General features: G+C 59.8%; 23 protein-coding genes. 5 read left to right on the forward strand and 18 right to left on the reverse strand.

Annotated elements, in window-relative coordinates; genetic code table 11:
* Positions 1-96: 96 nt before the first annotated feature.
* The 3 genes from GDA65_03305 to msrA are packed head-to-tail and all read right to left on the reverse strand — an operon-like array spanning position 97 to position 1,603.
* A complete protein-coding gene (locus GDA65_03305; protein ID MBA5861727.1) occupies positions 97-537 on the reverse strand; it encodes a hypothetical protein in 441 nt (146 codons plus the stop codon).
* Positions 534-983, reverse strand: a complete 450-nt coding sequence (locus GDA65_03310) for a CoA-binding protein (protein MBA5861728.1) — start codon at positions 981-983, stop codon at positions 534-536. Before GDA65_03310 ends, GDA65_03305 begins: the two co-directional genes overlap by 4 nt.
* Positions 980-1,603, reverse strand: coding sequence for a peptide-methionine (S)-S-oxide reductase MsrA (gene msrA, locus GDA65_03315; GenBank protein MBA5861729.1), 624 nt, complete (start codon positions 1,601-1,603; stop codon positions 980-982). The genes GDA65_03310 and msrA overlap by 4 nt, the downstream gene beginning before the upstream one ends.
* Before the next feature lie 110 nt (positions 1,604-1,713).
* On the opposite strand from msrA, the gene GDA65_03320 reads away from it, so the two are divergent.
* A complete protein-coding gene (locus GDA65_03320; protein MBA5861730.1) occupies positions 1,714-2,217 on the forward strand; it encodes a hypothetical protein in 504 nt (167 codons plus the stop codon).
* Between the two features lie 508 nt (positions 2,218-2,725).
* On the opposite strand, the gene GDA65_03325 is transcribed toward GDA65_03320, so the two are convergent.
* The 6 genes from GDA65_03325 to GDA65_03350 form a co-directional block, all read right to left on the reverse strand.
* On the reverse strand, positions 2,726-3,256 hold the full coding sequence (locus tag GDA65_03325) for a cytochrome (GenBank protein MBA5861731.1): 531 nt from the start codon (positions 3,254-3,256) through the stop codon (positions 2,726-2,728).
* 3 nt (positions 3,257-3,259) lie between these two features.
* The gene (locus GDA65_03330; protein MBA5861732.1) at positions 3,260-4,081 is read right to left on the reverse strand and encodes a methyltransferase domain-containing protein; all 822 of its coding nucleotides are present in this window, start codon (positions 4,079-4,081) and stop codon (positions 3,260-3,262) included.
* 57 nt (positions 4,082-4,138) lie between these two features.
* A complete protein-coding gene (locus GDA65_03335) occupies positions 4,139-5,773 on the reverse strand; it encodes a hypothetical protein (protein MBA5861733.1) in 1,635 nt (544 codons plus the stop codon).
* Positions 5,774-6,160: 387 nt separating this feature from the next.
* The gene (locus GDA65_03340) at positions 6,161-6,868 is read right to left on the reverse strand and encodes a hypothetical protein (protein MBA5861734.1); all 708 of its coding nucleotides are present in this window, start codon (positions 6,866-6,868) and stop codon (positions 6,161-6,163) included.
* A 155-nt stretch (positions 6,869-7,023) separates the two neighbouring features.
* Positions 7,024-8,370 carry a hypothetical protein gene (locus GDA65_03345; protein MBA5861735.1) on the reverse strand — a complete coding sequence of 449 codons (1,347 nt, stop codon included), beginning with the start codon at positions 8,368-8,370 and terminating at the stop codon, positions 7,024-7,026.
* Positions 8,367-9,938: a TldD/PmbA family protein gene (locus GDA65_03350; GenBank protein ID MBA5861736.1), complete on the reverse strand. Its 1,572-nt coding sequence runs from the start codon at positions 9,936-9,938 to the stop codon at positions 8,367-8,369. Before GDA65_03350 ends, GDA65_03345 begins: the two co-directional genes overlap by 4 nt.
* 42 nt (positions 9,939-9,980) lie before the next feature.
* On the opposite strand from GDA65_03350, the gene GDA65_03355 reads away from it, so the two are divergent.
* Together GDA65_03355 and GDA65_03360 are read left to right on the forward strand one after the other, a co-directional pair.
* Positions 9,981-10,259, forward strand: coding sequence for a transcriptional regulator (locus GDA65_03355; protein MBA5861737.1), 279 nt, complete (start codon positions 9,981-9,983; stop codon positions 10,257-10,259).
* A 97-nt stretch (positions 10,260-10,356) separates the two neighbouring features.
* Positions 10,357-10,581: a hypothetical protein gene (locus GDA65_03360; GenBank protein MBA5861738.1), complete on the forward strand. Its 225-nt coding sequence runs from the start codon at positions 10,357-10,359 to the stop codon at positions 10,579-10,581.
* Between the two features lie 17 nt (positions 10,582-10,598).
* Here the strand turns inward: GDA65_03360 and GDA65_03365 are convergent, their stop codons facing one another.
* Positions 10,599-11,399: a DUF1295 domain-containing protein gene (locus tag GDA65_03365; protein MBA5861739.1), complete on the reverse strand. Its 801-nt coding sequence runs from the start codon at positions 11,397-11,399 to the stop codon at positions 10,599-10,601.
* A 180-nt stretch (positions 11,400-11,579) separates the two neighbouring features.
* On the opposite strand from GDA65_03365, the gene GDA65_03370 reads away from it, so the two are divergent.
* A complete protein-coding gene (locus GDA65_03370; GenBank protein MBA5861740.1) occupies positions 11,580-11,936 on the forward strand; it encodes a c-type cytochrome in 357 nt (118 codons plus the stop codon).
* Between the two features lies 1 nt (position 11,937).
* Here GDA65_03370 and GDA65_03375 read toward each other — a convergent pair whose 3' ends face one another.
* The 4 genes from GDA65_03375 to ettA form a co-directional block, all read right to left on the reverse strand.
* Positions 11,938-12,816: a sugar nucleotide-binding protein gene (locus GDA65_03375; protein ID MBA5861741.1), complete on the reverse strand. Its 879-nt coding sequence runs from the start codon at positions 12,814-12,816 to the stop codon at positions 11,938-11,940.
* Positions 12,813-13,487 (reverse strand): NAD(P)H-binding protein, encoded by a 675-nt coding sequence (locus GDA65_03380; protein MBA5861742.1) that lies wholly within the window; start codon positions 13,485-13,487, stop codon positions 12,813-12,815. Before GDA65_03380 ends, GDA65_03375 begins: the two co-directional genes overlap by 4 nt.
* Positions 13,484-14,740 carry a hypothetical protein gene (locus GDA65_03385; protein ID MBA5861743.1) on the reverse strand — a complete coding sequence of 419 codons (1,257 nt, stop codon included), beginning with the start codon at positions 14,738-14,740 and terminating at the stop codon, positions 13,484-13,486. Before GDA65_03385 ends, GDA65_03380 begins: the two co-directional genes overlap by 4 nt.
* A gap of 274 nt (positions 14,741-15,014) precedes the next feature.
* Positions 15,015-16,697: an energy-dependent translational throttle protein EttA gene (gene ettA / locus GDA65_03390; GenBank protein ID MBA5861744.1), complete on the reverse strand. Its 1,683-nt coding sequence runs from the start codon at positions 16,695-16,697 to the stop codon at positions 15,015-15,017.
* A 155-nt stretch (positions 16,698-16,852) separates the two neighbouring features.
* On the opposite strand from ettA, the gene GDA65_03395 reads away from it, so the two are divergent.
* On the forward strand, positions 16,853-17,515 hold the full coding sequence (locus tag GDA65_03395) for a hypothetical protein (protein ID MBA5861745.1): 663 nt from the start codon (positions 16,853-16,855) through the stop codon (positions 17,513-17,515).
* Between the two features lie 56 nt (positions 17,516-17,571).
* Here GDA65_03395 and GDA65_03400 read toward each other — a convergent pair whose 3' ends face one another.
* The 4 genes from GDA65_03400 to GDA65_03415 form a co-directional block, all read right to left on the reverse strand.
* Positions 17,572-18,381: a DUF2470 domain-containing protein gene (locus GDA65_03400; protein ID MBA5861746.1), complete on the reverse strand. Its 810-nt coding sequence runs from the start codon at positions 18,379-18,381 to the stop codon at positions 17,572-17,574.
* A 195-nt stretch (positions 18,382-18,576) separates the two neighbouring features.
* Positions 18,577-19,323: an alpha/beta fold hydrolase gene (locus GDA65_03405; protein MBA5861747.1), complete on the reverse strand. Its 747-nt coding sequence runs from the start codon at positions 19,321-19,323 to the stop codon at positions 18,577-18,579.
* Positions 19,324-19,327: 4 nt separating this feature from the next.
* A complete protein-coding gene (locus GDA65_03410) occupies positions 19,328-20,041 on the reverse strand; it encodes an esterase (GenBank protein MBA5861748.1) in 714 nt (237 codons plus the stop codon).
* An 89-nt stretch (positions 20,042-20,130) separates the two neighbouring features.
* Positions 20,131-23,412, reverse strand: a complete 3,282-nt coding sequence (locus GDA65_03415; GenBank protein MBA5861749.1) for a hypothetical protein — start codon at positions 23,410-23,412, stop codon at positions 20,131-20,133.
* Positions 23,413-23,532 lie beyond the last annotated feature (120 nt).

Raw genomic sequence — 23,532 nt, forward strand, 5'->3', positions numbered from 1 at the left:
GCGCCGTCACGTCACTATTCCATGGAGAGGCGGAATGCTCAAGAAAATGAGGGAAATTGGCTCGGAGGGAAATCGATGGAAGGTCTGGGAGCTTGGTTACCGGGAAACGGGGCGCGACACGGCGGTGTGACGTTGGTGATGCCACAGGTAGAACGAATAGAGCGTCGCCGTCAGCACAACGCCCATCAGCAGCATGAGACACAACACCGCGAGGGCACCACCCGTGGCATTGTGGTAGGTCCCGTAAATCACGTGCACCGGCTGGTCGGTGAAGGGACTGAAGTGGGACAACCATCCAAAGATCAACCCTCCGCATCCAACGATGGCCCAGAACAGGGGCCCGACAACCCCTCTGCGGGACAGCCGTACTCCCATTCCAATCACGAGGTAGATGGCGGCAACGACGAGCACAAAACCAACCGATTGCCCGTCAAGCGGCCAGTGGAAGTCTCCCCGAATCATATGGTCGAGCGTATGCACCCCATTCAGCCAGGCAATGACCAGGATCAGGCGGAGCAGGGAACGATCCACAGTCATACATTCGCCGGCCCGACACCCGGGCCGTCCCCACTGACGCAACACATATGCTCCTTCAGCCAGCAACGATCCATTACCACCTGCACCCCGGCCCTGCGCGCACGCTCAGCCGCCGCCTCGTCGATCACACCCTCCTGGAGCCAGACCGCCTTGACCTTGATCCGGATGGCTTCATCGACGACCGCACCCGCCTCTTCAGATCGTCGAAAAATATTCACCATATCGACCGGACCGGGCACAGCAGAGAGGGCCGGATAAGCCCGCTCCCCCAACACGTCCGACTCTCGCGGATTGACCGGAATCACCACCTTGCCCTGCTGCTGCATGTAGGCGGCCACGCGGTATGACGGTCGGGCCGGATTCGACGACAATCCCACCACGGCAATCGTCCGGCAATCGTTCAGGAGACGCGCGAGCCCCTCCTGCGAAGACGCGTGATCCGTCACGGGGCGCCCCAGACTTCTTCGAGCCGCTGCGCGCGCCCGCAGTTGAATTTATAGAACTTGTACCGGATCGGATTCTTCTTATAAAAATCCTGGTGGTATTCTTCGGCCGGGTAAAATTGCGAGGCCTTGGTCAGTTCGGTGACGATCGGTTGCGTGAGCCGCTGGGATTGTTCGATCGCCCGCTTCGACTCTTCGGCCAGACGTTTCTGTTCCTCACCTTGGTAGAAAATTACCGCCCGGTACTGGCTGCCATGGTCGCAGAACTGCGCGTTGGGCGTCACCGGGTCCACATTGCGCCAAAAGGCATCAAGCAACGCGGTGTAACTCACCTTGCCCGGGTCATATACCACTTCAACCGATTCGGCATGACCCGTCCCCCCCGCCGACACCTGCTCGTAGCTGGGATTCTCAACCCGTCCGCCCATGTATCCACTGGCGACGGCGATGACCCCGGGAACCTTCTCGAACACTTCCTCCATGCACCAGAAACAGCCTCCGGCAAAGTAGGCTTTGGCACCACCAGCCGGATCAGCCGCCTGACTGTGCGACAGGATAAATCCTGCCAGCACCACCGGCAGCGCCCACAAAGCACCAAGCCTCCGGCGAGTGATGCACTTCATTGGATGCCTCCTCTCACACTTGAACCGACTTCCACTCATCTTACCAGAGCAAACGGACCGCTGCGATCAGGGCCGCCTCAACCCTCTTTCATTATCTACGCGCATCGCAAATGATTGGATGTGTGTGTATGATAGGCGGAATGAAACGAACACGTATACTGGTTGGAATATTGACCGCGCTGATCTTTTCCGGTTGCGCCTCCTGGATGCTGAAAGGCGAGCCACCGGAAGTGCTGGTGACGAATGTCACCCCGCTGGAAGCCAGCGCCTTCGAACAGCGGCTTCAGGTCGATCTCCGTATCCGGAATCCCAACGACTTCGACCTCGCCGTGACAGGCATCGACTTCCGTCTGGATCTGAACGGAAACCGGCTCGCACGCGGGTTGGGGAACAAAGAACTGGTCGTGCCGCGTTTGAGCGATGCGGTGACATCCGTCGAAACCAGCACGTCCACCCTGCAGGTCGTCAGACAGCTCTTGTCTTTTTCCGGCGATCAGTCGCTGACCTACCATGTCACGGGTGTGCTGCATACGAAGAACGGCCGGCTCCCCTTCGACAACTCCGGCGTGCTGCTGGACAAGGGCGCGCTGTCCGGATCACCTACCGCGCAATAGGCTCGACAATCGGCTCCAGGATCGCCGACGTTCACAAGCTGTCCAAGGCGTTCCTCAGCAAGGCCGCAGCAATGCGAGGAGGCGAGGCCACATTGTTCTGACCCGCCCGCCCCGAGCTTGCCGAGACAAGCTCTTTTCCCATGTGCGGTACGTTGAGCCTGGGAGGTTCACGACGCGCTGAATAAAGCGCGTCACGTTTGTGAACGCCGCCGAGGTAGTGAGGCGGCAGTGTCCCGCGAGAACGAAGCTGGGAGGTTGTTTCAGCCGCTTGTTAGCCCGGATTCTTCATGGAAGCCGTCGCGAGGCGTTCGAGACCGAAGCCCGCCGGGGCTGCTCGCAAATGAGGCCGACGGTCTACAACCGCTCTTAATCGACTAGCGTATGCAGGTGGCTCAAACTGCCTATCCAGCAAGGCCGCAGCAATGCAAACAGGCGAGGCGTACCCTTGCGGTACGTTGAGTCTGAGAGCGATGCGAGAACGAAGCTGGGAGGCTGTTTCAGCCGCCTGCTAGACGCCCCAGGAGCGCGCGCCCTGGACCAAATCAGGCTGCTGCTGTTCGAACTGTTTCATCATCAGGGTGATGGCCTCTTCCGGACTGTCCACGGAGGCGATCAGGCGTCTGCCCAGCTTTTTGAAAAATTTCTCTTCGGCCGGTGTGGCCCCGACCAGAATGACCGGCTTTCCTGCCTTTAAGGCCAAGGCAACTTCCGATACCGTCCCCGCGCCCATCAGCCCACAGACCACGACCACGTTGCTGGACATGACGTTGACATTGTTGCGCGCGTTGCCCATCTCCGTAATGATCGCCAGATCGACATATTTTGACACGCGCTCGCGCGCCGACGGCAACACACCGATCGTCAAACTGCCGGGAACTTTCTTGGCACCCTGACAGGCGGCATCCATAACCCCGACATCGCGCCCTCCGGTGAGGACCACCCATTCCCGTCTCGCAATCAATTCACCCAATACCCGGGCATTATCGACATCCTTTTTCCTGGCCTTGGCCGGCCCCATGACCCCGACAATGTATCGCATGCCCTATCCTTGCGTTCTCCCGCCACACTGCGGCTGCCACCAACCAGTGACGGCCACCGTCGCATAATAAATGGCCCAGGCGTCCGGATCATCGGCGAGCCGGCAATACTGCTCGATATCCGCCTCCGTCACCAGGCCGGTGGCCACATACTTCTCCCGCAATTGTTCGGCGGAAAGTTTCATCAACTGCGCGATCGTGTCGCCGCCCGCCGACAAATGTCCCTCATGCTCCACCGTCAACTGACTCAGATCCTGCCGCCGAAACAGGTCGGGCAACTTCGCGCCCAACGCATGGTCCATTCCAAGCGACGTGAACATCCGTTCGATCGCATCGGTGACGCGCACGAAGGAGGCCCTGGCCTCATCGGGCACGGTAACGGCGCGAGCCGCCTCGAAATCCGGCTCTTCGATCACAACCCACCCGCCCGGCTTGACGCAGCGCAACATCCGCTCAAACGCCTTCCGATAGTCGGCGATATGGATCATGACGTACCGCGCATGCACCAGATCGAACATGGCCAACGGAAGATCCGTGTCGCAAATGTCCCCTTGAACGATTTCAATAGTCGAACTGCCGCTCCCTCGCAGGAACCGCGGATTGGTATCGAGCGAGACCACTTTGCCCGATGGCCCGACGCGCTGCTCCAGCCATCGTACAATGGAGCCGGCCCCCGCCCCTACCTCTAGGCAATGCCAGCCGGTGGTGAGGCCGGCTGCCAACATCCGGCGTTGGGTGCCGGCATCGAAAATGCGTTCCAGCATTTGCAAGCGCTGTAATTCGCGAGACTCCTCGGTGGCCTGAAACACATAATCCGTCTTCAATATCTCTTGTCCTTTGTTCGACAACATGATGCTACTCCGTAGCCGACAGATGGAGCGATCCTAAAAGCGAGACCCGGTCAGTGCGACGTCGGCCTGTGCCCAGGCGGTATGCAACCGCGCAGCCTCTTGAGCCCAATTCTTTTGCTGGGCCTCCAGGCTGTGGACTAATCCGTGTAAGGCCCATCCGTTTTCGGGATTGAGCCGCAAATCCTCGCGGTAGACGGACTCCGCTTCACTCGCGTGCCCGGCCAGCAACAGCACCGCTCCCAGGTTGTGGCGAACCGGTTGAAACCAGAATGGCGGTTCGCTGTAAGGCACGGTGGCCTCCAGGTGAAGCGCGTCACGCAATGCCTGAATTCCGGCTTCGAAATGACCCTTGCGCGCGGCTATTTCTCCCGCTAACACCCGCTCGGCGATCTTCAGGAGGGTGTGGTTGATCTTGGCCTCGGCCGTCTTCGCCCTCGCCATCACCTTCAATGACTTTCTGAGATTCGAGAGCTCACCCTCCGCGCTACCGAACCGGGTCGTCGCCGCAAAAGCCAGCCCGCGCACATAATGCCAGATGCCGGTGGTGTACCGCAGCGCCTTGGGAGGCGGAGGCTGCCTGATCAGCTCGCCCCACTGACCAAACCGAGCCATCGTGAGCAGCAGCGTCGGCGCATACCATTCCAGTGAAGGTTCCTTGACGATCTCGTCCACCGAAATCTTGCTCAAGAGATCTCGCGCCGCCTGCAGCGCTTCCGCGCTTCGCCCCTCCATCGTCAAGGAGGCATTCAGAAAGTGCAGGTTGTGCGCATAGTATCCCGATGCGTAGTTGCCCTCAAGGGGGTGGCGGAGCAAATACTCATGATCCACTGTCGCGGCGGTCGCATTACGCTCCGACGCCTCCCGATAGAGTCCCACCCGCATGTAGATGTGCGCCGGCATATGCACGAGATGACCCGCTCCGGGCATCAGCGACGGCAAGCGCTTGGCGCACGGCAGTCCTCGTTGAGGGTCCTGCGACGCTTCGACGGCGTGAATGTAGTAATGACAGGCGCCGGGATGATCGGGATGGTGCTGCAGCGCCGCCTCCAACGTCGTCACGATGTCCTCGGTTCCCGGCTGCGGTCGGCCGTCGGCCCGCCAGTAGTCCCAGGGACGGAGCACCATCAAGGCCTCGGCGAATAAGGTCATCGCATCCGCGTCCTCGGGATACTCGCGGGCCAGCCGTCGCATCGCCTTGGCATAGGCCTCATCCTTGGCTTTCCGGTTTGCAGATTTCTTGACCGAATATCGCGCGGCAAGGGCCTCTACATAGGCCTGCTCCCTGGGAGTGGCATGCGCCAGCCGTACCGTGGCTTTCTGCACGGCCTCTACCGCCCGCGACTCCGATTTGGGATCCATCGCGGCATTGATATTCGGTCCCAGGCTCAGCGCCACGCCCCAATAGGGCATGGGGGCATCGGGATCGAGACGGGACGCTTCAGTGAAGGCCGCGATGGCTTCCTCGTGATTGAAGGCATAGACCAGCCTCAGACCCTGGTCGAAATATTTCTGCGCCAGGCCCGAATTGGTCGTGATCTCATGATGCAGCACACCGAGATTCTCGAACAGCGGCACGTCCGCCCGCGCAACTCTGGCCGGCCCAGGCAGCGCCAGACCTGCCACCATCAAGCCATACACCATCACGCTCACGCCTGGCCCTTTTATCATCACCCTGCTCCCGCTCGTTTCTTCGTATGCGATGTGAGACAGGCAATGCGTGCACCGCCCCACTGAACCGGCACAAATTAGCAGCCTTATCGAGAAGTTGCTAGTCGAAGCAGGTTGAGCAGGAAGTTGGGTTGGAAGAGCTTGAATGCAGGACGATCAAAACGGCCGTCCAGCGAGGTCCACGGCGCGAAGCCTCATGAGCGCCACGCTTGTGGACGCCGGCGAGACGGTGAGCCGGCCGTGTCCCCGGCCGAGGCGTCACGTTCTTACCCCCCGCCCCGCGCCTGCCGGGACAGGCGCTTTTCCCAAATGGGGTGCGTTGAGGCTCTGAACGATGCGAGAACAAGGCTGACGGTCGTTTTCAGCGTCCTGCTCGATCCGCAGGAATCAGGCGTTGAGGTAGGGAATCTGGGACGCTTCGGTTGACCCGTCCCGTCGATCTCTCGACGACTTCTTCTCCCGTTCGCGATAGGGGAGCGAGCGGGGGGGAACGAGGGAAAGTTCCAGCTCTGCGGGCGGGGCCAGCTCCATGTCCTTCCCCATGTACATCAAGACCTGCTGCTGCGACGTCACCAGGGCGCGCAGATCTTGAAGTTGGGTCGAGAGCTCCTCCATCTGCATCTGTTGAGTGGCCACCTGCTCGCGCAGATCATGGAGTTCCGCCTGAGTGGATTGGGTATGCTGGATGACCCAGTCTTTCAGTTCACGCGCTTGCGCCGCCAAGGCACGCTGCACAAAGCCCGCACGGTCGCGCAATCGGAAAATAAGATCGCCGACGGCGCCATCCCACCGACGAGCGGGAACCAGTCCGTGTTCCGCCTGCACCTGATGCTCGATATGACGCGCGACAGGAGCGCCCAGCCATTTCGAGACCCGTTGTCCCAAAGGCTGCTCCGTCGGGTCCTCAGAGCTGCCGTACTGGCACCAATCCTCGAACCGCTCGGTCATATCTTCCAGCTTGACGAAGACCTTTCCGATCGCCGCGCGTAATGGCGAGGGCGCAAACGGATTCACCGCTCCTTTCTCACCCTTGTCAGGGGCGAGCGTCAGAAGATGAATAGGCTTTTCAGCCAAACGCTGTTGTTTCCGCGTCATAGCAGGATTAACGTCTTATCGGTGAACTTCTCTCAATTCCTTACCCTTTTCATTACTCTTTCCGATAGTCCGAGTCAATGGGCGGCGCGGGTTTTTTGTCCCCCTAACCTTTTGAAACGCTCCCGGCTGCGGGAGGGTCTGAGCGATAAACCCGCCTAAAACCTGGTGACGCTCGAGAAATGAAAATCGTGGATCCGCATGGCTGGCACCAGCGCCTTTCCGGTTTCTGACGTCACCGCCTCCACCGGCGCGGTATAGGCCTCCACCTGATTAAACGCGCGCAACGGACTCTCGTGAAAGCGAAAGTTCCGGACGGCCGACGTGATCTCCCCGTTTTCTATCAGAAATGTTCCGTCCCGCGTCATCCCGGTCAACGTCAGATCGGACGGATTGACGGGGCGGATGTACCAGAAATTCGTCACGAGGATACCCCGTTGCGTCGTACGAATCAGGTCGTCCACCCGCGTACCGACGGGACGTTCGCCTGATAAGTGGGGCGATTCCAAAGTCGCGAGTGCCTCGATCTGATGTTCACGGGCGGTAAACCGGTCATGCAGGAGCTGAGTCAGCACGCCCGACTCGATCCAGCCGGACTCGATCACGGGCAACCCCTCATGCGTAAAGCCGGTTCCCAGAAGATCCGCATGGGCCGGTTGATTCAACAGGGAGAGCCGGCGATCGATGATCCGCGATCCTAGCTTTCCGCTGAAGGGGCTGGTCCCTTTATAAAAGGATTTTGCGTCCAACATCCAGATCATCCAACTGAGGAGTCCGGCGACGGCAGCCGGTTCCAGGATGACCGTGTACCGGCCAGGCGGTAACTCTTGCGGCTCATCCGCCCCCCGCTTGGCCTTGATAATGGCAGCCAGGGTGCGCTCCTGCACATGCAGGCGGTCGATGGATCGATGGGCGGCAGCCGACCACCCGGTGGCGTCGCCAGCCTGCACGGTCAGACTGAATCGCGCCTCGGTGCGCTCCTCGAAGGCCCGCAACCCTGTCTCTGCAGCCAATCCCACAGTCGTCGCACCGGACGACACCGTGCCGGCGGCGTTCAGATTTTCCATCTTGCACTGCCCGATCGCTTCACGCGCATAGTCGAGCCGTCGTGCCGGGCCTGCGGCGCTCGTTTCCGGCCGGGAGGTCGGCAACGACAGATAGGTTTGCGCTCCCACCGGCGGAAGGTACTCCGGATCGTCGGGGGAGAGACGGGCGAGCGCTTCGGCCTGTTTGAGGGTTTCCCGTACCGCCCCGGCGGTGAAATCCGTCGTGCTGGCAGTGCCGTGCCGACGCCCGAAGGCGACAGTGATCGACAGACTGCCTCGACGCAGATTCACGTTTTGAATGATGTGGTTGTTGGCAAACCGCGTGGTGCCGCCGTGACTATCGCGTAACGAAAAAAAAGTGTGATCGCCGGTGGAATGACTCATCACGAGATCGGCCAGGAACTCGAATTCCTGGCGGCTCGTCAGTTTGGGCCATGAGGACGTGATCGATGACGTCATGCGTCGGCCTTCGTCTGTCCGCTGATGACATCCACGCGCCGGAAGCGGGCGTGGGACGCGGCGTGGGTCATCCAGCCCGATTGGCCAGGTTGACCTTTTCCGCAAGTAATGAACCCGTACCGACGACGGTGGCTGGCATCGGCGACGCCGTCGCAGCGGCCCCAGAATTCCGGGGTGATCCCGTGATAGATGACATCCCGCACCATCTGCGTCCGCCGGCCGTTTTCGATCAGCCAAAAAGCATCGCCGCCGAACTGAAAATTGTACCGCCGCTGGTCGATACTATAGGACCCGTGACCCTCGATATAAATCCCCCGCTTCACATCGCTTAGCAACTCATCCAGCGTGGCCCGGCCCGGCTCCAGACCGATGTTGGCAATCCGCACCATGGGAACCGACCCCCAGCTGTCGGCACGGTTCGACCCGCGTGAGCGCTCTTCCTTGATTTTTGGCGCTACTTCGCGATTCGTGCAATATCCGACAAAGATGCCTTCTCGCACGATGTCCCACTTCTGACAACTGACACCGTCATCGTCATAACCGGTCGCCGCCAGCGTGTCGGGTTCGGTGTTGTCGGCCACCAGATTGACGTGTGACGACCCATACCGGTAGGTGCCGCGTTTGTCGGGTGTGAGAAAACTGGTTCCCGCGTAGTTAGCTTCGTAGCCGAGTGCGCGATCCAGTTCGCTCGGATGCCCGCAGGACTCATGCATCGTCAACGAGAGATGCTCGGGATCGAGCACCAGGTCATACCGTCCCGCATCGATCGCCGGAGCCCGCACCTTTTCCACCGCCTGTTCCGCGATGCGCGCCCCTTCGCGGGCCCAATCCGCATCGCGCACCAGTTCGTAGCCCATGCGAAGATGCGGCGTGTTGAAGGACCGGCTGGCAAATCGCCCGTTATGAACCGCCGTCGCTGTGCAGTCGCCCTGCATCGCCAGCAGATTGAATTCAAGGTGTGAGCCTTCCGTAGAGACGAACAGTTTGCGATCACGTTGTGCCCACAGGCTGGCGTGACTTCTGACCACTCCGGGGTGCCGCTGGATCACATCCATCGTGTTCAGCAGCAGCTCCGTCTGTTCTTCCAGCGCCACGGCGAAGGGATCCAGTCGACAAGGAGTGACGATGCGGTCCTGATGGACCGGTTCCGGCGCCAGATGCACTTTGGTGATGGCAAGAGACGCCGAACCCTTTGCAATTTCTACGGCAAGATCGGCAACACGAGGGATTTCTTCGGGAGAAATGATGGAACTGGCGGCAAAGCCCCAGGCGCCGCGATGGAGCACGCGAATGCCGAACCCGCGATCGGCGGACTCGCGGATGTGCGCGATGCGCCGGTCTTCACCAGCGACCGTTCGCGTGGTCGTATCGAGCAGACGGATATCCGCATACTCAACCCCGGCCGCACGCACACGAGACAATGCCACACCGGCCAACTCGTCCCACTGGGATCCACTCATAGCGGCATCTTTCCCTGCGCCGAATGCACAGGCACTTTCGCGTAGTATAACAAGATCGCGTCCGCTGATTCCTGCCTTTTCATCGGCAGGCGGTTCACCTACAATCATTCCGGAATGATCACTCCACAGCAAACACCCAGGCAGCGAATCATGATGCTGCTGACCGGCACCCTGTTATCATCTCACCAGTTGGCCCAGCTCCTCGGCATGCCTGAGCGCCAGGTGGAAGATCATTTGACCCACATTGTAAAAACCCTGGCTCGCGATGCGTCACGAACATTTCTCCTGGAGCCCTCACACTGCCAGGATTGCGCGTACACCTTCCGGGATCGCACCAGGCTGACGCGCCCGAGCCGCTGCCCCCGCTGCAGGAGTGAAGCCATTACCTCTCCACGGTATGGCATCCGGGAAGATTCCGCGTCCTCATGATGCGGCTTGGTGTCCGTCAACCCGCTTGAAACAGAGGCAGGCATGGCACACGCTGCTATGAGAGCGCCGCACGAACGATCAACGAAAGGACCGCCGCATGAACAGATTGCTGACGTGGGCCATTCTCGTCTTGTTGCTAAGCGGCTCCGCCTGCGGCCCGGATCAGGCGTCGCACATGCTCGAGACCGCCCAGTTCGAAGAACGACAAACCAACAAGGCCCACGCGAAGGAACTCTACGAAGAGATCATCCGTCATTATCCGGACAGTCCCGCCGCCAAGACAGCCCGCGAACGGCTAGCGGCACTGACCACCACACCATAACTTCGACGAGAGATTCCTTAGGATCGCCGCGGGAACCAGGGAAAGAACGCGTTCGTGGTGCGGCGATAGGCGGCGTATTCTTCACCCCGGCTCGTCATGGTCTGCGACTCCGTCCAGGGAATACCGGTGACTTTCAGGAGCGCCCATCCCATTGTCAGCGGCCCGATCAGCGTCAGGCCCCAATTACCCAGTGGACTCGCCAACCCCATCACCACGTAACTCCACCAGTGCAGCCATTCGAAGAAGTAATTGGGATGGCGTGAGTAGTACCACAGTCCATTTCGGCACACGCGATCCTTGGTCCAAGGCTGACGCCGGAAGGCCGCCAACTGCCAATCGGCCACCGCCTCCCCTGTCACTGCGACCCCCCATAGGAAGAAGCCGAACAATTCCACGAGATGAAAGGGTGGATGGGGATTCTGCATGACGACGAGAGGAGGAAGAGAGAAGCAAACGATGGCCGCAGCCTGCAGTTGAAAATACCAGAACCGGCGCAGGGGACCCTGCTCGCCCCATTGCCGACGCAAGGCGCGATACCGACCATCTTCCGGTTTTCGCCATAGCCGATCGACGAACACATGCGTGCCGAGACGCACGGCATAGAGAACCACCATCACACACACCAACAGGCGCCTGGCCGGTTCGCCCGGAGCCGACGTGGCGTACCACGACACGACCAAGGCCAGCCCGTAACACCAGCCCACATCGGCGAGGGAAAGATTCTGCAGGCGGCGCTCCAGCAGCCAGAGCGCCACCATCAGGAGCGCCGAAGCGGCCCAGGCGGTCAGGAGGAGGGACAGTGGATCTGTCTCCGTCATGCGATCAGTGATCGAACGTGAAACGTGATGGCGCAGGACTCACGGTACGTAGCCGGCTGATTGTACTACGACGGCCACCGCAACACACGGAGGAGCAGATCGCATGGCATTGCCCTCTCAGCAGGCGTATGATCGCCCACATCACGAGTTGGCGTGACAGGACTCACCGGAGGACGCGTTATGAACAGGGGAGATGTCGGTACGGTGGCGATCATCATGACGATCGCCGCTGTATTCTTGATTCAGTCGGACGCGAGGGGTGACGCGACAGGAACGACCGATCCCCTTGCAAAAGGGAAACGGCTGTTCGCCAGACATTGCGCCGGATGCCATGGTCCTGAGGGAAAAGGAGACGGCTACAAGTTGCTCGGCCCGGACCCGGCGAATCTGACGTCGCCTGCGACCAAAAAGAAATCAGACGGCGCGCTGCTCGCCACCATTCACGAGGGAAAGCCGAACATGCCCTCCTGGAAAGGACTTCTCTCCGACCGCGACATCCAGCACGTGCTGGCCTACATTCGTACACTGCCGCATTGACCTAGCGAGCAGCAGGATAGTCCCAGGGATCACCACCACCCGGCGGATGCTTCCCCAGCCACTGGCGAAGTCCCGGCGGACGGAACGAGAGGAGCGCTTGGATCTTGTCACTGCGCATCGACAGATCCGGCGGCCGGGGCGGACCTTGATATGCCACGACTGATCCCGGTTGAATCGAAGATCGCAATTCGGGAAACCGCGCCGCCAACAACTCGCCGATTTCCCAGCGGGACAGCCGTTCATGGCCACCCAGGTGATACAGACCCGGCCGGCGCTGCAGACCGAATTCCCAAAGCGCCCGCACCAACGCACCGGCCGGCAACGGGCAGCGAAATTCGTCGGTAAAGAGCGTGAGCCTCGTGCCCTTCACCGCCGCCCGCACCATATCTTCGACGAAACTCCGGTCCCGCGTCGGTGACGTTCCCGCCGTCAGCGCGATGCGCACGACCGCATGGGCCGGATTCCCCAGCACGACCTGTTCCGCCTCAGCCTTCGTCTGCCCATAGACATTGAGCGGATGAACGGCATCGGTTTCGACATACTGCCCCTTCGCGCCATCAAAGACTTGATCGCTGGACAGGAAGACGAAGGGCACGTCCCGCGCGAGGTCGGCCAGGAGCCGCGTCGCCTCAACGTTGATCAGCCGAGCCAGCGCGGGATCCTGTTCACAGTGACCGGTCCGGCTCAACGCCGCACAGTGGATGACGAGGTCCGGTCGGTGACGATCCCAGACCCGCCGCACTTGCGCCCGATCGGTGAGATCGACCTCGGCCCTGGTCACGCCACGCACATCCCAATCAGGCACCCAGCGCGACGCGTTCCTGACGAGATATCCACCGATCAGGCCGGCGGCGCCGGTGATGAGTGCGACCGGTTTCATGTCTCGCTCCGGCCCAGACGCCGGATCTGCGGCACGTCGATGACTCTCGTCTTCACCGGAGGCTGTTCGATGGACCACAGCAGGGCCGTGAGCATCTCTCGAATCGTGACCAATCCCAAGCGCATGGCTGCTTCCTTCGTAGCAGGTACCTGTTCCAACACACGATAGACCGGCAGCAACGCCAAGGGCCACCAATGTCCGGGGCCGAGAATGTACCAGGGCCGGAGGACCGTCGCGAGCAACCCCGCCGCGGCAATCGCAGCCTCACAGTCACGGCGCACGGCGATATACTCCCGCATGATGGGCGCGGGATGGGCGACGCTGACATACACGACATGCCGAACGGCGGCTGTGCTGGCGGCAGCAATCGACGCCCGCGCGCTGGGCCCGTCGATCGCGCGAAACTGCGCCCCCTTCCAGGGCGATGGTTTCGGCACGCCGACCAGCTGCACGAGTGTATCGTTTCCCTGCACCGATTCCGTGAACGTCTCCGCATTCAGCGGATCTCCGATAACGACCCGGCAACCAACCGGAACCTTCTTGACGGAAGACTCTCGAACTAACGCCGTCACGTCATGACCCCGTTCACGCAACATCGGAATGAGACGGGTTCCCAGGTACCCGGTCGCGCCAGTCACAAAGATTCGCTGTCTATTGATGGAGCGCGTCATGGATGCGAGAGTAGCGCCGGCTTGGACCCCGTGAAAGCGGCCCGGCCTGCCGTTCCGTTCATCTCCTCGCGACCCTTTGCCACGAGGCGGGCGGCCGCAGCGATCAACGCAGTCTGATCCTCATTCGACAAGCCCAGGTTCGTTCTGATGTGCGTGACGTGATCGCCCAGCGGATCGCTGTCCGGCAACTGGCGCAGCGCGACGTGCCAGAATTGACAGAGTCCCCCGACACCATCCTGGCCGATCCGGAACGTGCCGAACTGGGCCATATCCTGCTGGGATGCAGGTATTCCGGCCAGCTCTAACACGTTGCGGCGATGGCCCCGCAGCAGGGCCGCTGCAGCAGACAGCGGGGTGTGGGTCTCATTCTTCTGGCGACCTGTCGCATCGATGGAGATCACCAGACAACCCTGCGGGAAGAGATCGCTCAGCGGACGGTTAGCCGACGTATCCTCCAGCACCTGCACCAGTGTGCGAATGCCCAGGTTGTCGGCTGCGCCTCCATCATAGGCAAGAATCGGATGGGAAGATGCGCCGTTCATGCCGACGCGTCCATCCGTCAACTTTAGAGGCTCCAGTACACCGGGGTAGGCCGCGGACATATAGACAGCTCGGGCGATGCTGAACGGCGCTAATGAAAGGCCCAGCGACGCGAAGCGTTCATCGGTAATGACCAGGGGATCACCGGTGAGCGCATCAGTGGAGTTCAACAATAAGATTGGTCGCGAGGGGTTGAGGTCGGCGAAGGTCGCACCTTGAAACAAGGTGTCGTCCAGGGCGCGGATCACCGGTTCGGCGGGTATCGTCTTTGTGAACGCATATCGGAGCAGGTTATGCGGAACGGCATACCAGGGCCCGGCCATCGCGCCCTGCACATCACGCCCGATGAGCTCCGCAAAACCCTGATCAAAATTGATGTCTCCGTAGCCGTCCAGCGCATAGGATGCGGCCGGCAGCGCGCCACCCGAGACGGCCGAGAGCACATCCACCTGCGAGAGCAGGCCGACCCGGTCCAGCTCCGTCATGACGGCGGCCCCGAAGACGGCCGCGCGACTCCCGCCGCCGGAGAACGCGAGCCCGACGAACCGGCCATCCGCGAGTTCCTTCTGTCCCAATTGCAGGGTCGCTCTGGTAGGCGCGGGGCGAGGATCAGAAGGGAGGGCCCGGGGAGAATCACTAGTCGCACATGAAGCGGTGGTCAGCAGCAGCGTCGCGAGCCAACAGCCGAGGGAACGTCTCCATAATAGGCTCATGTGTGAATCTACGGCTGAGTCGGAAAAACGGATGTTTCTCTAGTAAGGAATTCCGGCTTGGGGGCGGACGCTAATAGGATGCTGACATGTACGAGCATACCTCAACCAGGTGACTCTCAAAGATTCATAGACTCACACAGTGGCCGTGGCAGGCTGTTCAAAAAGGCTGTCCGGCAAGGCCGCAGCCAGCGGAGAGGCGAGGCGTACCCTCTGCGGTACGTGGAGCCTTTTCGCGCCGCGAGAACGCCGTCGGCAGCCCTTTTTCAACAGCCTGCTAATTCCTGGTCAGCTTGCGATACCGTATCCGGTGCGGCTGATCAGCTTCTTTCCCGAGCCGGCGCTTCCGATCGGCTTCGTATTCGCTGTAATTGCCTTCGTACCAGACCACTTTGCTGTCGCCTTCGAAGGCCATGATGTGCGTCGCAATGCGGTCCAGGAACCAGCGGTCGTGGCTGCTGATGACGGCGCAGCCGGCAAAGCCTTCCAATCCCTCCTCCAGAGCACGAAGCGTATTGACGTCGAGGTCGTTGGTCGGCTCGTCGAGGATGATGAGGTTGGCGCCTTCTTTCAGCATCCGGGCCAGATGCACGCGATTGCGTTCCCCGCCTGAGAGATCCTTCACCTTTTTCTGCTGATCGGTCCCGGCGAAGTTGAAGCGGGCACAGTAGCCGCGGGCATTGACCTCGGCCTTGCCCAGCATCACCGTGTCCTGCCCGTCTGAAATAATTTCGTAGACGGTTTTGTTCGGATCGAGGCTACGGTCCTGATCGACGTAGCCGAGTTTCACCGTCTCGCCGATCCGGATCGTGCCGCTGTCCGGCTTTTCCTTGCCGATGATCATCCGGAACATGGTTGTCTTCCCCGCGCCGTTCGGGCCGATCACGCCGACAATTCCGCCTTTCGGCAAGCTGAATTCCACATTCTCATACAACACATTGTCGCCGAAGGCCTTGCTGATCCCTTTGGCCTCCACAACGACGTCGCCCAGGCGAGGCCCCGGTGGGATATAAATTTCCAGCTCGGCGGCCAGCTGATCCTGCTTCTGATTGACCAGTTCTTCGTAGCGATTGAGGCGCGCCTTGCCCTTCGATTGGCGAGCCTTCGGCGACATCCTGATCCACTCCAGCTCATGTTCCAGCGTCTTCTTGCGTTTGGATTCGGCCTTCTCTTCCTTCTCCAGCCGCTCCTGTTTCTGCTCCAACCAGGACGTGTAGTTGCCTTGAAACGGAATGCCGTGCCCGCGATCCAGTTCCAGAATCCAGCCCGCCACGTTGTCGAGGAAGTACCGGTCGTGGGTGACAGCAATGACCGTCCCCTTGTACTGTTGCAGATGCTGCTCCAACCATTGCACGGATTCAGCATCAAGGTGGTTGGTCGGCTCATCGAGCAGCAAAATGTCGGGCTCTTGGATCATCAGTCGGCACAGCGCCACGCGGCGTTTTTCGCCTCCTGACAACACGCTCACCTTCTGATCGGCGGGCGGACAACGCAGCGCGTCCATGGCGATCTCCAACTCGCTTTCCAACTCCCACCCGTTCGCCGCTTCGATCTTCTCCTGCAACTGCGCCTGCTTGTCGATGAGTTTTTCCATCTCATCAGGGCTTGCGTCGCCCATGCTGTTGCTGACCGCTTCATATTCGTGCAGCAAAGCCACCAGTTCCTTTTTGCCTTCCTCCACGACCTCCTTCACGGTCTTGTTCGGATCAAGCTGCGGTTCCTGCTCCAGCAGGCCGACGCTGTAACCCTTGGAGCGTGTGATCTCTCCCACATAGTTCGGATCCACGCCGGCGATGATTTTCAGCAACGAGCTTTTCCCGGACCCGTTCAACCCTAAGACACCGATCTTGGCGCCGTAATAAAACCCCAGGTAGATATCGCGCAGCACCTGCTTCTTCGGTGGATAGACCTTGCCTACCCCGACCAGTGAAAAAATAACTTGTTTATCGTTCGTCGCCATAGCCATCCTCGGTAGAGTGTGAGTCGTCTGTTCGTTCGTGCAATCGATGACCATAACAAAGCGCGGTGGGATTCACAACCGCGCGGGGTGGCCGGCTCATGATTCCAAACGCATGGATTAACAGAACGTCCTGCCGCATCATCCTGGCGCTGCTCCTGCCACTACTCGCCTGGACGGGAGCCGCCTCCGCCCTTGCAGACGACCGCGAGCAGCGCGATCTGGTCGATCAAGCGCGCATGACCCTGACCAACTTTGTGGCCGATTCCAACATGTCCTGGTTTCGCGACCACCTCAAGGACGCCAAGGGCCTGTTCATCGTGCCGCAATACATGAAGGGCGCATTGATCTATGGCGCAGCCGGCGGCAGCGGCGTGTTTGTGGCCAGGGACGAGAAGGCCGGTGAATGGAGCGAACCGGCGTTCTTCACCATGGGTGCCGCCAGTTTCGGCTTTCAGTTCGGCGCCCAGATGTCGGAAGTCGTATTGCTGGTTCTGACGCAACGCGGCGTCGATTCGCTGCTGCTGGGCAATTTCAAACTGGGCGCGGATGGTTCGGTCGCCGTCGGGCCAGTCGGAGCCGGTGTTTCCGGCGCGACCACACCCAACCTCAGCGCGGATCTCTTGTCGTTCGTGCGGGCCAAGGGCCTGTTCGCGGGGGTGTCGCTGGAAGGAGCGGCGCTGATCTCGCGAGACGAATGGAGCCGCGCCTACTATGGGAAGGCCGTCACTCCGACTGACATCGTGATTCGCCGCGAGGTGAAGAATCCCCACTCGGACGTGCTACGCGCGGAGATTAGGAAGGCAATCGAGGGGAAGTAATCCCGGCAGACCCCATTGCGACCCACCAAGCGAAGCCCCGAGATTTCCATCGGCAATTAGAGAGAGTGCAGCACTTGCGCCCCAGCCTTCGCCTTCGTTGCCAGATCGGCAAGACCGGCGCGAGCTTCCTGTACATTGTGCACCGGGTCCGTAAAGGCGAATCGTCCTCCCTGCATGCGGTCCGGCGTTTTGACGCGCAGGTGAAATCCCAGTCGGTCCATTGTCGTGATACCCGCTTGCTGCGCATCGAGATTGCCGCAGACACGGGCGAGCAGCAACAGCGTCTCCTGCTGTGCGGTATTGATCTCGCGGATAAGTTCCGAGGCGCTGTCCGCCAATGGATCCACGCTAGCCGCCATATAGTCAGCAGAGGCCACCCATCCCATTGATCCGAACCCGCCGACAAAATAAATATCCGCCAAGGCCATACGGAAAAAAGCGAAGTCGTCGAAGTCGACCCAATAGGCCGCGTTCGCATGACGGGCGAGGTACCGTTCGCGCACCGGTGCGACCTCGCCCTTCGGCACCTTCGTCACCGACCCCATTAGGGTCACTCTGGCTGCGCCCAGCGGATCACGCTGACTCTCCGGCGGCGTGACGAGCAGGCTTGCGCGAGAATCTCCGAGGAGGTTCTGCGTGTGCATCGCCATGGAACTGATCAGAAAACTCGGCTGTCCCTGCTCGTCCAACCCGTAGGGCATCACCGACCCGAAGGGCCAGCCTGGTTGCTTGCGCGAGAGAGTCGAGAGGCCGCCCGTCTGCTGCAGATGCACCAACGTCCTGGCTTTTTCGGCATGAGACGGTTCGGGAACGTCAGGGCCTTCCGAGTCCGGGCCGCTGTTATGTGCTCCTAATGATGACGACACGAAACCCCCTTCTTTCTCGGCCACATCAAATACCCAAGTCCTGGGTGAGCCGTAATTCTGATTCGTCCACAATTTCTTCCAGACAGGTGAAACAGGGAAACGGAAACCGATCGACCGGAACCGCGCACACTTCCCCGACCGGAGATTCCTCCAGCGCCGGGCCACCACATTCTTTATGGACGAGGACCAACATGGTTATTCCTTTACAACCAGCCGCCGGAACGTGTCCACATGCTCCGGACTGCTCAGTCGATGGTCGCCTGTTTTCAGCAGCAGTTCGATGGGAAATTCAGGATCCTGCGACAGCACATGTTGCACGAAGGCCCAACTGCCTTCCGGTTTGATCACGGTATCTTGCAGTCCGTGTAGAATGGTCGTCTTCACGCGACGCGGCATGGTGAGGCGACGTCTCCAAAGCGCCTGGCTGTCCTCGACCCAATGCCAGGGAATCGGCGCCTCCCGATGCAAGGGCTCGTCATCCCAGGGCATGGAGCCAGCCGACTGCCACTGTTCACGCCGCTCTGCGGAAATTTGCGCCGCGCGCAGATCCATCATATTAAAAGCCGGGGCAATCAGAATCAGTTCCTCGACGGCCGGTTGCTCCTGCGCGACCAGCCAGGCCAGCCACCCACCCAACGAATTGCCCACGATCGTGATCGGCGGACCATCGGCCAGCAGATTCGTGACGGCTTCCGCGTCCTCCAACCAGTGAAGCAGGCGATAGTCTCCCCACTGTCCTTCCGAATCGCCCCACCCCCGAAAATCGAAACAGCAGAATCCCCATCCTCGCTCCTGGCACCATTGCACGAGCGCCTTGCTTTTGTTGCCCCAGCGCTTGGAGAGAAACCCGGTGACGAACAGCATCTGCCGATCCTTGCCTTCAAGGCGATCGCCTCGAAGGACTGCGCCGTCGGCACCGGTCAGAGTAACGGGCTTTATCATGCGTCTACCGTATTGTCCTTACGAGAAAGCTGCCCAGCTTGCGCAAGACCGGTTCCGGAATCTCATGGCCGCCCCGAAACGGCTGCCACTCGACCATCACGCCGGCTTGAACACATTCATCGCGCAACCGCTCGGCCATGCTGAACGGCAGGATCGGATCGTGCGTACCATGGCTTTGAAAAAGCGGCAACCCCTTCCGCTTCGTCAGCAGCGGCGCCCATTCTTGCCTGGCAACCAGCGTGCTCGACAGCTGGACAAGCCCGGCGTACGGCTGCGTACTATGCAGCAACGCATCACAGGACAACATCGCGCCTTGCGAAAAGCCTCCCAGCACGGTCCGGGCTGGATCAGCCCCGAGTATCTTGTGCACATCCCCCAACAAGGCCTTCACACGCTCACGCGCTTCCAGCAATCCTCGCGGGATTTCGCCGGACAGATCCCGGGCCTTCCCCGCCGCCCGATCGGCCTGGATGCGGGCCATGTCAATCATCCACCAGGCGCGGGAATCCCCGAAGCCCATGGGGATCTGAATCGGCGCTTCAGGAAACAGATACCGTGTGCCTGCAGGCGCGTCCAGATATTCGCTGAGCGGCACAAGGTCGTCCCCCGGCGCGCCGAATCCATGGAGCAGCAACACCCACGGACCATTGCCGCCGCCCTTGCCGTCGGTCCCGCCGGTCAGGCGAACCGTGAGGCCGCCGAGTTTTTCAAAACGCATGTGCTTACAGCTCCTCCGTCACACTGGTCGCGGGGGCAATGCCCACGAAGTCCTTTCACATGACAGGTATGGCGCCCAGTGTAATGGGATTATTGGCCAAGATACCAGTATTGCAGGAAGGCCAATGCAGCGACAAGAGTGGCCTGAACCACCGGCTGTTGGTAGAGGGGCACGAAGGCTCCCTGCTGCACGGCCTCGATGTCGGCGATGATCTGGCGAAGCCCTTCATTCGACGACCCGGTACGGTCGATGGAACCCAGTCGGGTAGAAGATAGAGCGGTCCGGTCGAGACGTTCTTCAAGCGGCGCAAGAATCCGCCGTTTGGCTTGCACCGCCGCTAGATATAATATGCTGGCACTGGCAATAGCCACCAGGCTGTTGACCGTAAGGACCAGAATCAGCGCGGGCGGGAAGTCCCAGTTGTCAAAGTAGTGACTGCGCGCGGCGATGAGAAGAAATAGCGAAAAAAAGGGGTAGAGGATCCGGCGATTGACGATTCTCGTCCGCTCCATGATGAGGCGAACCCGCTTCATGGGATTGAGCCCGGCTGTTAAGGGCATTTCTTGTATCCACTTGGTGCACAGAATCACCGCGTCCAAGACGGCGAGATTCAGGATGATCAGCGAAAACGCGCTCAGAGAGGTAAGGATCGCATCGGCGCGGCAACTGAACCTTCCCCGACAGGGAACATACAACCGCCATTCACCGTCGTTCATCAATCCCCACACGGGAAGGATCATCAGCAGATACAGGATCAGCCACAGCACAATCCTTGCCACTCGTTGGGGGCACGTGTGGGCGCGGCAGTAGCGGGTCCACAGCGTTCTCGCCTCGCCTGGATAGTCTCGCGTGGAACCGTGAAACATCCAGTCCAGGTCGGCCCAGAAACTTTTCAGACTTCTCCGCCACCCGGTTTCTATCTGGATGGAATCTCCCGGCGCAAAGAATTTTAAGGTGAGCGCTGCGGTGTTCGCCGCCAAGTCCGCCCAAGCTTTGATGAGAAAGAACATGGATAAGAGGGTGGTGAACAGCCGTACCACCTCGGTGGGCCAGATGCTGACCCCATCAAACCAGGAAAAGGGCTCATCTTCAGCATAGTTGAAATATCGGATCTGGTACCACAGAAGCACCGCCCCAACAATTACCAGGGGCACCCAGGCCGAACGCACTACGCGCTGGAAAGTTTGCAAGTCACTGTCCTGTTCATTCCGCGCAGTCAGCCAATTCCAGTAACGTCCGTACCCCCACAGAGCCAAGAAACCTAGGACCAAGCCGACGATCCAGAGTGATCCGATTCTCGGCGGCAGGCTGACTCTTCCGGTGCGAGCATCCGCATCGATTCGCGCCGGATGGATATTGTTTAGGCCCTCGGCAAACGTATCCACGCTTAGATCAACGGCTCCACGTCGTCCAATCTCGAACAGGCGAGGCGGTATTGCCATACTGTATTCAATTTCTTTTTCATTACCGAGCCGCAACGTATAGGAAGGTTTCTTTCCTTCCTTCATACCCCGGACGTCAGGGGCGGTGATATGGCCGATCGCGCTCAAGACAGCGAGGAACACAGAGGATTGATAACTCGTTCGGAAGGGAGAAATACTCTGTTGGAGTTCAGGCGCCAACTGCAAACCGAAATGAGAGACGACAAGGACATTGCGAGCCCACTTCTGCTCGCTTTCATGGAAATAGCGCGCGTCCATATCGGTCGTGAAGAATAAGACCGTCGGAAATTGCTCCCGCACCGCCTGAAGAATAAGCAGCGCATCATACGTGTCTGACCCTAGAATTCCGATTGCTCTGACTCTTTTCTCGTGGTCCTCGGATTTAATGCGGGTGACGAGTCTCCGAATATAATCAAGCTGCGACGGCCCTTCAGGCTTTTCATAGGACGTAATGTCGCGAAGCTTTGCCTTACCGCCCTCCTCCGTCTCTTTGTTCTCGTTCTGAGACATGGGCTTGCTCGCTCGATTCTCCAACACCTCTCCGTCCAGCCCGCTCAAATAGCTGTATTGCCTGATTCGCAAGGCACGCGGCGAGACCACTCCCGCCTTAATTTGATCGATGCCGTCTTCCGTCGTTGCACACTTTCCCTCCAATTGCTTCCTGACGGCATCTGATGGCACATGGGCCTTCGGAATGGTAGTATCAGCAATATACGTACAGGCCACCGCGCTAAACGTGAGGGGGAGAGCCCGAGCATAGAAGGAATCCCATTCTCCGATCAGTACGATCGGGTCCTCCCCAACCGTCACCTGCCTGCGGTTCAGTTCGTGAAACAATGATTCGAACAGCACTCGATCGCTGTCGATCTGATATCGAAGATCCAGGCCCACATCAGAGAGCAGTTGGTAAAACATGCCGCTGCACTCCGCGTAGGAGTGACATTCAGCCCCTCCCTTCAGCCTAGGACTCTTTAACCGGTAAGAGAGCAGCCCTGGCATGGCTGTAGCCCAGGGCGAATAGATCTCCATATGACCACCCTGCTCATTTTGCCAAAAGAAGGATGCCGCGTGAGTGTCGGCTCTTTCCTCTTGTGTGTGGCCTCGTTCGTGGATTTCCTTGAGCATGTCTCGAAACTCGGATGAGCTGCGAGGTCCGATGATTTTTGTTGTAACGTTCTGGTGATTCTTGAACTTTGAAAACAGCTCGTTTAGCCGTTGCAGAATCGATGGCCCCAACTCATCCGCGGCCACCCACAGCACAAGCACCTGCTGATCCTTTGCCTCGCCCGCGGCATCGCCCGGCGTCCGACATGCGGCAATCTTGCTACGTCGATACCATTCATAGGGAATGGCGACAACACGGGCGCCGGGGCCCGATTGGAAATGGCCTATGAAATACGACAAATATTGCGTCTTCACCGCTTTGAAACACCCGACTTCCAGTGCTGCCTCGACGGCATACCGATCGCGGATGCGCGACTCGCTATCTTCCACATAGGCGCCTCCCCTGGTCATGACTATCAGCGCCGTAACCTGCTCGCCTCGTTTGGCGGAATTGCTGATTGTGTCCTCCAGGACCTCCGACCCGTTGCCCTCGTCCTCAGTCGTCCGAGATTGAATCTTGACCTCCCCCATGACTTGCCTGGCCGTAGAAGACCCCGCATCGGAAAGTGTCACATCACCCTTCCCAATAAGCACCAGGCCGTCCCGTTTTCTGGATGCTAGATCCTTTTGAACCGCGGCAAATGGATCCTCCCACAGCCTGGCATGGGCATTCAGTTCGCTGGCCGCCCGATTCCGATCGATCCCACTTCCCGAGGGCCTTGAACTCTTGAGCGGCTCCTTCACGAACACCATGGCAGCCACGGCGAGAGCCAGGGTGACCGTCGTGGCCAAAGATAAGGTGGAATCGTCTCCCTTGAAAGCCATGTGCAATCCTTTGCTTCCAGTGGCTCAAGGCTGAAGGTGTCTCGTTGACTCTACGTAAGGCAGCATCTCCTGTGCCAACTACGTAGCACGGGGAACGGCGGGACAAATTTGTGGATTCTA

It is taken from the genome of Nitrospira sp. CR1.1 (genome assembly GCA_014055465.1).
Taxonomy (GTDB): Bacteria; Nitrospirota; Nitrospiria; order Nitrospirales; family Nitrospiraceae; genus Nitrospira_A.

Bases quoted from the DNA above. Each gene is read 5' to 3' on its own strand.
- GDA65_03305 (MBA5861727.1), bottom strand. From the start codon at position 537: ATGACTGTGGATCGTTCCCTGCTCCGCCTGATCCTGGTCATTGCCTGG.
- msrA (MBA5861729.1), bottom strand. From the start codon at position 1,603: ATGAAGTGCATCACTCGCCGGAGGCTTGGTGCTTTGTGGGCGCTGCCG.
- GDA65_03320 (MBA5861730.1), top strand. From the start codon at position 1,714: ATGATTGGATGTGTGTGTATGATAGGCGGAATGAAACGAACACGTATA.
- GDA65_03325 (MBA5861731.1), bottom strand. From the start codon at position 3,256: ATGCGATACATTGTCGGGGTCATGGGGCCGGCCAAGGCCAGGAAAAAG.
- GDA65_03335 (MBA5861733.1), bottom strand. From the start codon at position 5,773: ATGATAAAAGGGCCAGGCGTGAGCGTGATGGTGTATGGCTTGATGGTG.
- GDA65_03340 (MBA5861734.1), bottom strand. From the start codon at position 6,868: ATGACGCGGAAACAACAGCGTTTGGCTGAAAAGCCTATTCATCTTCTG.
- GDA65_03345 (MBA5861735.1), bottom strand. From the start codon at position 8,370: ATGACGTCATCGATCACGTCCTCATGGCCCAAACTGACGAGCCGCCAG.
- GDA65_03350 (MBA5861736.1), bottom strand. From the start codon at position 9,938: ATGATTGTAGGTGAACCGCCTGCCGATGAAAAGGCAGGAATCAGCGGA.
- GDA65_03355 (MBA5861737.1), top strand. From the start codon at position 9,981: ATGATGCTGCTGACCGGCACCCTGTTATCATCTCACCAGTTGGCCCAG.
- GDA65_03360 (MBA5861738.1), top strand. From the start codon at position 10,357: ATGAACAGATTGCTGACGTGGGCCATTCTCGTCTTGTTGCTAAGCGGC.
- GDA65_03365 (MBA5861739.1), bottom strand. From the start codon at position 11,399: ATGACGGAGACAGATCCACTGTCCCTCCTCCTGACCGCCTGGGCCGCT.
- GDA65_03370 (MBA5861740.1), top strand. From the start codon at position 11,580: ATGAACAGGGGAGATGTCGGTACGGTGGCGATCATCATGACGATCGCC.
- GDA65_03375 (MBA5861741.1), bottom strand. From the start codon at position 12,816: ATGAAACCGGTCGCACTCATCACCGGCGCCGCCGGCCTGATCGGTGGA.
- GDA65_03380 (MBA5861742.1), bottom strand. From the start codon at position 13,487: ATGACGCGCTCCATCAATAGACAGCGAATCTTTGTGACTGGCGCGACC.
- GDA65_03385 (MBA5861743.1), bottom strand. From the start codon at position 14,740: ATGAGCCTATTATGGAGACGTTCCCTCGGCTGTTGGCTCGCGACGCTG.
- ettA (MBA5861744.1), bottom strand. From the start codon at position 16,697: ATGGCGACGAACGATAAACAAGTTATTTTTTCACTGGTCGGGGTAGGC.
- GDA65_03405 (MBA5861747.1), bottom strand. From the start codon at position 19,323: ATGATAAAGCCCGTTACTCTGACCGGTGCCGACGGCGCAGTCCTTCGA.
- GDA65_03410 (MBA5861748.1), bottom strand. From the start codon at position 20,041: ATGCGTTTTGAAAAACTCGGCGGCCTCACGGTTCGCCTGACCGGCGGG.
- GDA65_03415 (MBA5861749.1), bottom strand. From the start codon at position 23,412: ATGGCTTTCAAGGGAGACGATTCCACCTTATCTTTGGCCACGACGGTC.